5 protein-coding genes are annotated in these 4,645 nt (G+C 74.8%); 4 read left to right on the top strand and 1 reads right to left on the bottom strand.

Annotated elements, in window-relative coordinates; genetic code table 11:
- Positions 1-164: 164 nt before the first annotated feature.
- Positions 165-515 carry a hypothetical protein gene (locus ACWCSD_RS48180; RefSeq protein ID WP_358286353.1) on the bottom strand — a complete coding sequence of 117 codons (351 nt, stop codon included), beginning with the start codon at positions 513-515 and terminating at the stop codon, positions 165-167.
- Positions 516-784: 269 nt separating this feature from the next.
- On the opposite strand from ACWCSD_RS48180, the gene ACWCSD_RS48175 reads away from it, so the two are divergent.
- From ACWCSD_RS48175 to ACWCSD_RS48160, 4 genes are all read left to right on the top strand, one after another.
- Positions 785-1,552, top strand: a complete 768-nt coding sequence (locus ACWCSD_RS48175; protein WP_358286355.1) for a bestrophin-like domain — start codon at positions 785-787, stop codon at positions 1,550-1,552.
- A gap of 2 nt (positions 1,553-1,554) precedes the next feature.
- Positions 1,555-2,277 (top strand): hypothetical protein, encoded by a 723-nt coding sequence (locus tag ACWCSD_RS48170; protein ID WP_449925791.1) that lies wholly within the window; start codon positions 1,555-1,557, stop codon positions 2,275-2,277.
- A 67-nt stretch (positions 2,278-2,344) separates the two neighbouring features.
- Positions 2,345-3,283 carry a phosphotransferase enzyme family protein gene (locus tag ACWCSD_RS48165; RefSeq protein WP_449925788.1) on the top strand — a complete coding sequence of 313 codons (939 nt, stop codon included), beginning with the start codon at positions 2,345-2,347 and terminating at the stop codon, positions 3,281-3,283.
- Between the two features lie 137 nt (positions 3,284-3,420).
- The gene (locus ACWCSD_RS48160) at positions 3,421-4,485 is read left to right on the top strand and encodes an FAD-dependent oxidoreductase (RefSeq protein WP_449925785.1); all 1,065 of its coding nucleotides are present in this window, start codon (positions 3,421-3,423) and stop codon (positions 4,483-4,485) included.
- Positions 4,486-4,645 lie beyond the last annotated feature (160 nt).

The following is a 4,645-nucleotide window of genomic DNA, read 5'->3' as shown; positions in this document are numbered from 1 at the left end:
TCCGCGAGGAGGGCTGGGCGTCGCCCCCTGGGCCGAGAGCGGCCGGGCCGCCGGGCCGCCGGGCCGCCGGGTGGCCGGGTGGCCGGGTGGCCGGGTGGCCGGTGCGTTGCCCGCTCCCGGCCGATCGGCCCCTCCGGCCTTCCGGTTTCCCGTCGGAGGGCCGGTCAGGAGGCCGGGACCTCGGCGCACACGCTGACGTGCAGCGTGTCGTCGCCGTCGAACCGGAACTCCTCGACCAGGCGCAGCAGCCCGTCCTCGCCCTGCTCGACGCGGCTGCTGCTCTGGCCGCCCGCCTTGCCGCCCGCCTTGAGCGCATGGGCGTAGGAGATGGAGACGTCTGCGCCGTCGCGCGTCCCGACGAAGCGGCCGTGGGTCACGGTGTCGCCCGTGTAGCTGCCCCACACCACGCCGTCGGCCTCCCAGTACAGGAACTCCGTCGGGCTGTCGGGGTCCACCGCGCTCGCCGTCGAGCTCACCATCACGAATTTACGGCCGTTGAGATTCACGCCGTCCATAGTCACCATTTTTCTGGATCATCACCGACCGGCTGGACGTTTGGTCAGAACGCCCGGTCATGATCAACGATCCGTCCAGCGACGGCGCCGCCCCGGACCCCTGCGCGAGCAGGTTCTCGACGTCTCCGGGGTCGCCCGGTGCCGCCCGGCGCCGCCCCCTCGGCGGCCGACACGCTTGCCGCGACTTTACTTGCCGGTAGCTGACACCAGCGTTGCATAGTGTGATAGTCATGTAACACTGTGTATTCGAGAAGATTTGGGAGATCTTCATGCTGGCGTACACGCTCTCGATCGTGGCGGCCGTGGGCGTGGTGGCGCTCACCGCGCTGGTGTTCCGGCTCACGAAGAAGGGCAGCGAGGACGCCGAGCCCGACGGGGTCTCGGCCGGTCACTCCGGGTCGATGTTGTCGGCCCTGTTCCTGCTGGTGTTCGCGATCGCGATCATCGTGCCGTGGACCACCGCCGACGCCGCCCGCCAGAACGCCCAGGCCGAGAGCCAGGCCGCGATCGACGCCTACTGGGCCGCGGCCGACCTGCCCGGCACCGCTCAGCAGACGGTCCGCACCGCGCTGCGCGACTACGTCACCTTCGTGGTCAGAGACGAGTGGCCGCTGATGGCCGAGGGCCGGATGGACCCCGTCGGCGCCGCCCGGCTCGACGCCATGCGCAGCCGGGTGAGTGCCGTCGACGCCAAGACCGACGACGACAAGGACGCCCGCGACGCCGTGCTCGAACGCGTCGCCGCGATCGCCGCCGCCCGTTCCCAGCGCTCGATGGACGCCGCCGCCACCCCGCCCCAGGGGCTGCTGCTGCTGACCGTGCTCACCGGCCTGCTGGTCGTCGTCTTCCCCTACCTGGCCGGCGCGCGGCCACGCGGCCTGGCCGTCCTGCCGCTGCTCGCGATGGCCGCGATGCTCGGCTTCGGCACCTATCTGACCTGGGACATCTCCCACGCCTTCGCCGGGCCGCTGGCGGTCGGGCCGCAGGCGTTCCAGGGCGCGCTGCAGGAGTTCTCCCGCATCGCCGGGGGAATGTGACCGTGGGCGTCAGGCGTGCGCCGCTGCTGCTGGCCGCCGCTCTGCTCGCCGCGAGCGCGGCCGGCCCGGCGGCGGCCGACCTGCAATCCCCGGCGCCCGGCGCCGTGCGCGTGCGTCCGTCGCAGCTCCCGAGCCCGGGGATCACGATCCACGGCGGGCGGGGGCGCGACGGCCGCACCGGGCCGGTGGTGTCGGTGCCGGGCGCCCAGATCTGGGACGGCCCGGGGCCGGTGGTGTCGGTCCCGGGTGCGCAGATCCGGGACGATCCGGAGCCCCGGGCGTCGGTGTCGACGCGGCCCGGCGGGCGGGCGCCACGGACCGGCGCCCCTGTGCCGCGCGTGTCGATCGGCCCCGGCTCGGTGTGCGTGTACGGGCCGAGCGGCAGCGTCGAGGTGGGCGACTGCCACGTCCGCCCGTCCCCGCCGCCGCCTCGCTCGTCGCCGCGGCCGACACCGCGTCCCACGCCGCCATCCACTCCACCGCACACGCCGAGGCCGGTGCACCACCCCGCGCCCCGGCCGGTGCGTGTGGCGCCTCCGGTGCGGGTGCCCGTCCAGGAGGTCGCGCCGACGTCCAAGCCCACCCCGGCGGTCGCGATGCACAAGCGGGTCAAGCAGTTCCAGGCGCCGCCGCGGCGCAAGAACCCGCTCGGCACGGTCCTGGTCATGGTGGTCCTGGTGACGGCGATCGCCTCCACGACCGCGGTCGCGTTCAGGGCCCGCTGACGCCTCCCGGCGGGGTCCGGGCTCGACGGCGGTGGCCGGTGCGCGCCGTGATGCGAGGATGGCGGACGTGTCCGAGCGTGACGAGGAACTGCTGACCGGCTGTTGTGACGGCGAGTCGCTGACCGGTGGCGGTGACCGGGAACTGCTCGCCGGTGGCGGCGGTGGCTGGGAGCGGGTGACCGGTGGCGGCCCTGACGAAGGGCTGCTCAGCGGGGGCGGGTGTGCTGAGGAGCTGCTGACCGGGGGCGGTGTCAACCAGGTGGTGCGGGTCGGCGCCACCGTGCGCCGCCCGACCGGTCCGTGGACGCCGGCCGTGCACGCGCTGCTCGCCCACCTGGCCGCCCGCGGCTTCACGGGCGCGCCGGCCGGGCACGGGATCGACGTCCTGGGCCGGGAGGTGCTCGACTTCGTCCCCGGCGAGGTGCCCGGCCATCCGTTGCCCGACTACGCCCGCTCCGACCAGGCCCTCGGCGACGTCGCCCGGCTGCTGCGCCGTTACCACGACGCCACCGAGGGCTTCCGGTCCGCCGCCGGGGCCGCCTGGTACTTCCCCCCGCGCGAACCCGCCGAGGTCATCTGCCATGGGGACGTCGCGCCGTACAACTGCGTGTTCCGCGACGGGCGGCCGGTGGCTTTGATCGACTTCGACACCGCCCATCCGGGGCCGCGGGTGTGGGACGTTGCCTATGCCGCCTATCGGTTCGTCCCGCTGAGCGATCCCCGCCACGACGGGGCCGATCCGGTGGGGGAGCAGGCGCGCAGGCTGCGGTTGTTCGCCGACGCCTACGGCCTGGCCGAAGGTGACCGTCCGGCGCTGCCCGTCACCGTCGCCGACCGGCTGGCGCACCTCGTACGGCACATGCGCGACCGCGCGGCGGCGGGGGACCGGGCCTTCGCCGCGCACATCGCCCGCGGCGACGACGTGTTGTACGGCGCCGACCGCGAGCACGTCCTGCGCCACCGCGCCCTGTTCGCCACGGCGCTGACAGAGCCGCCCCCCGCCTGATCCGGACAGGCGCCGCTGCCTGATCCGGACAGGCGCCGCTGCGGGAACGGCTCGGCGCCGTTGCGGGGCGGGCCGGGTGTCGCCGCAGGAATGGCAGGGTGGGAAGAGCGGGCGGGTGTGCGGGGTTGCACTCGACCGTGGAGACGACCGAGGTTGTGGTGATCGGGGCCGGGCAGGCGGGGCTGTCCAGCGCGTACTTCCTGCGGCGGTTCGGTATCAGGACGGTTGTCCTCGACGCGGCCGCAGGGCCCGGGGGCGCGTGGCGGCACCGGTCACCGTCGCTGACCATGGACAAGGTGCACGGCATCTTCGACCTGCCCGGCGTGCCGGACGGGGTGGTGGCGGCCGGTGACCGGCCCGCGGCGGCGGTCGTCCCGGAGTACTACGGCGACTACGAGCGGCGCGTGGGGCTGGAGGTCCTGCGGCCGGTCAAGGTGACGGCCGTCCGGGAGGGGGAGGACGGGCGGCTGGTCGTGGCGGCGGACGCGGGGGAGTGGGCGGCCAGGGCCGTGGTCAACGCGACCGGCACCTGGACGCGTCCGTACTGGCCGTACTACCCGGGGGCCGGCGACTTCCTGGGCGAGCAACTGCACTACGCGGGTTATCGCGGGCCGGCGGCGTTCGCCGGTCGCCGGGTGGTCGTGGTCGGGGGCGGGGCCTCGGCGATGCACGTGTTGTCGGAGGTGGCCGGGGTGGCCGCCGGCACCGTCTGGGTCACCCGGCGTCCGCCCGTCTTCAGGGGCGACGACTTCGGCGAGGACGCCCGGCGCGAGGCCGTCGCCCTGGTGGAGGCACGGGTGCGGGACGGGTTGCCGCCGCAGAGCGTGGTCAGCGTCACCGGGCTCGGCTACAGCGTCGTCGTGCGGGAGGCGATGGCGAAGGGGGCGCTGGAGCGGCTGCCGATGTTCCGCCGCCTCACCCCGTACGGCGTGGAATGGGCGGACGGGCGGCAGACCGCGGCGGACGTCGTCGTGTGGGCCACCGGCTTCCGGTCGGCGCTCGACCACCTCGCGCCGCTGCACCTGCGGGAGCCGGGCGGCGGCATCAAGGTGGACGGGACGCGGGTCGTCCGGGAGCCGCGGCTGCAACTCGTCGGCTACGGGCCCTCGGCCAGCACGGTCGGCGCCAACCGCGCGGGCCGCACCGCCGCCCGCAACATCCGCGCCCTCCTGACCCCACGCCCAGCCGTCCCAGCCGCCTGACCCGCGCCAGGTCCTACCCGTGGCCTGACCTCGCGCCCGGCGATTCCGGCCGCCTGGCCGCGGGCCAGGGTCTGATCTCGTGTCCGGCGTTTCGGCGTTGACGGCAGGGGTGGCGTTGCTGGAGAGGGCCATCCACTACACCTTGGGCAGCCTGCGCGTG

The sequence above is a fragment of the Nonomuraea sp. NPDC001684 genome (assembly GCF_053596515.1).
The sequence above is the reverse complement of the archived record's forward strand: the minus strand, read 5'-3'. Positions and strand labels throughout refer to the sequence as shown.

Bases quoted from the DNA above. Each gene is read 5' to 3' on its own strand.
- ACWCSD_RS48180 (WP_358286353.1), bottom strand. From the start codon at position 515: ATGGACGGCGTGAATCTCAACGGCCGTAAATTCGTGATGGTGAGCTCG.
- ACWCSD_RS48175 (WP_358286355.1), top strand. From the start codon at position 785: ATGCTGGCGTACACGCTCTCGATCGTGGCGGCCGTGGGCGTGGTGGCG.